Raw genomic sequence first — 1,344 nt, 5'->3', positions numbered from 1 at the left:
GGGCCTTAACCCCTGATCTTGGACACTCGGATTCCAGCACGATGCTGGGGAAGCGAGAATCTAGGACATGGCGAGGAAGAACTACACGGAGGAGTTCCGGCAGAAGGCGGTGGACTTGTATGAGTCCACGCCGGGGGCGACGTTGAAGGCGATCGCGGTGGATCTGGGGATCACGCGGGGCGCTTTGCGGGAGTGGGTCGACCGGCTCGGTTCTGGGACAACGACGGATTCGGCGGTGCCGGCTCCGGGGTTCGGGGCCCGGCCGCCGTCGCAGGCTTCGCGGATCGCGAGGTTGGAGGCTGAGCTCGCTGCGGCGAAGGCGGAGCAGGTCAAGCTCGAAACGGAGCGGGACATTCTGCGGCAGGCGGCGAAGTATTTCGCCTCGGAGACGAACTGGTGAGCCGCTTCCAGTTCGTTGAGGATCACCGGGACGCCTACGGCGTGAAGCGGTTGTGCCAGGTCCTTGAAGTGACTCGTTCCTCGTTTTATGCCTGGGTGGCTGCCGCGCCCAGCCGCGAGGCGCGGGCGAAGGCTGATGAGGCTCTGGCCGAGCGGATCCGGCAGGCCCAGGACCCCACCCGTGGTGGGGATCGAGCGTACGGTGCGCCGAGGGTCACCGCTGAGCTCAACGACGGGGCTGATGCGGCCGGACGGGTCAATCACAAGCGCGTCGCGCGGGTCATGCGCCAGAACGACTTGGCCGGGATCCGGCTCAAGCGGCGCGTGAAGACCACGATCCCTGAGCAGGCGGGACGGAAGTTCCCGGACCTGATTGGACGTGACTTCAGCACTGGGGCGCCCGGGCGCCGCTACGTCGGCGACATCACCTACCTGCCCATCAAGGACGGCTCGAAGCTGTACTTGGCCACCTGCATCGACCTGGGCTCACGCAAACTCGCCGGCTGGGCGATGGCCGATCACATGCGCGTTGAACTCGTGAAGGACGCACTCGCGGCCGCGTGGCGCGAGCGCGGGAGCCTGGCCGGGGCAGTGTTCCACTCGGACCACGGATCGGTTTACACCTCGTCCGGATACGCCCAGCAATGCGAGGACTTGGGCGTTCTCCAGTCGATGGGCAAGGTCGGGACATCGGCCGATAACGCGCTGGCTGAGAGCTTCAACGCGGCCTTGAAACGTGAGCTCCTCCAAGGCGCTCACGCCTTTGAGAACGAGGCCGCCGCATACCGGGCGGTGTTCCACTGGGCCAACCGGTACAACACCCGCCGCAGACACTCAGCCATCGGCAACATCAGCCCCAACGCCTACGAGAACGCCACCTTGGCTACCCTCAAGAACGCGGCATAACCAAAAGAACACCGTGTCCAAGATCAGGGGTCAAGGCCC

The 1,344-nt window shown here is 65.5% G+C and carries 1 protein-coding gene; it reads left to right on the top strand.

Annotation, left to right across the window (positions count from 1 at the left end; all coding sequences use genetic code 11):
- Positions 1 to 67 precede the first annotated feature (67 nt).
- Positions 68 to 1,305 (top strand): IS3 family transposase gene (locus tag DWB68_RS15705; RefSeq protein ID WP_407645713.1). Its coding sequence is split into 2 segments (ribosomal slippage): positions 68 to 383 and positions 383 to 1,305, totalling 1,239 coding nucleotides; the frame shifts between segments, so codons are not numbered across the junction.
- Positions 1,306 to 1,344 lie beyond the last annotated feature (39 nt).

Origin of the sequence: Galactobacter valiniphilus (assembly GCF_003575975.1) — a bacterium.
Taxonomy (GTDB): Bacteria; Actinomycetota; Actinomycetes; order Actinomycetales; family Micrococcaceae; genus Galactobacter; species Galactobacter valiniphilus.
This window is presented reverse-complemented; position numbering and strand designations above follow the sequence as displayed.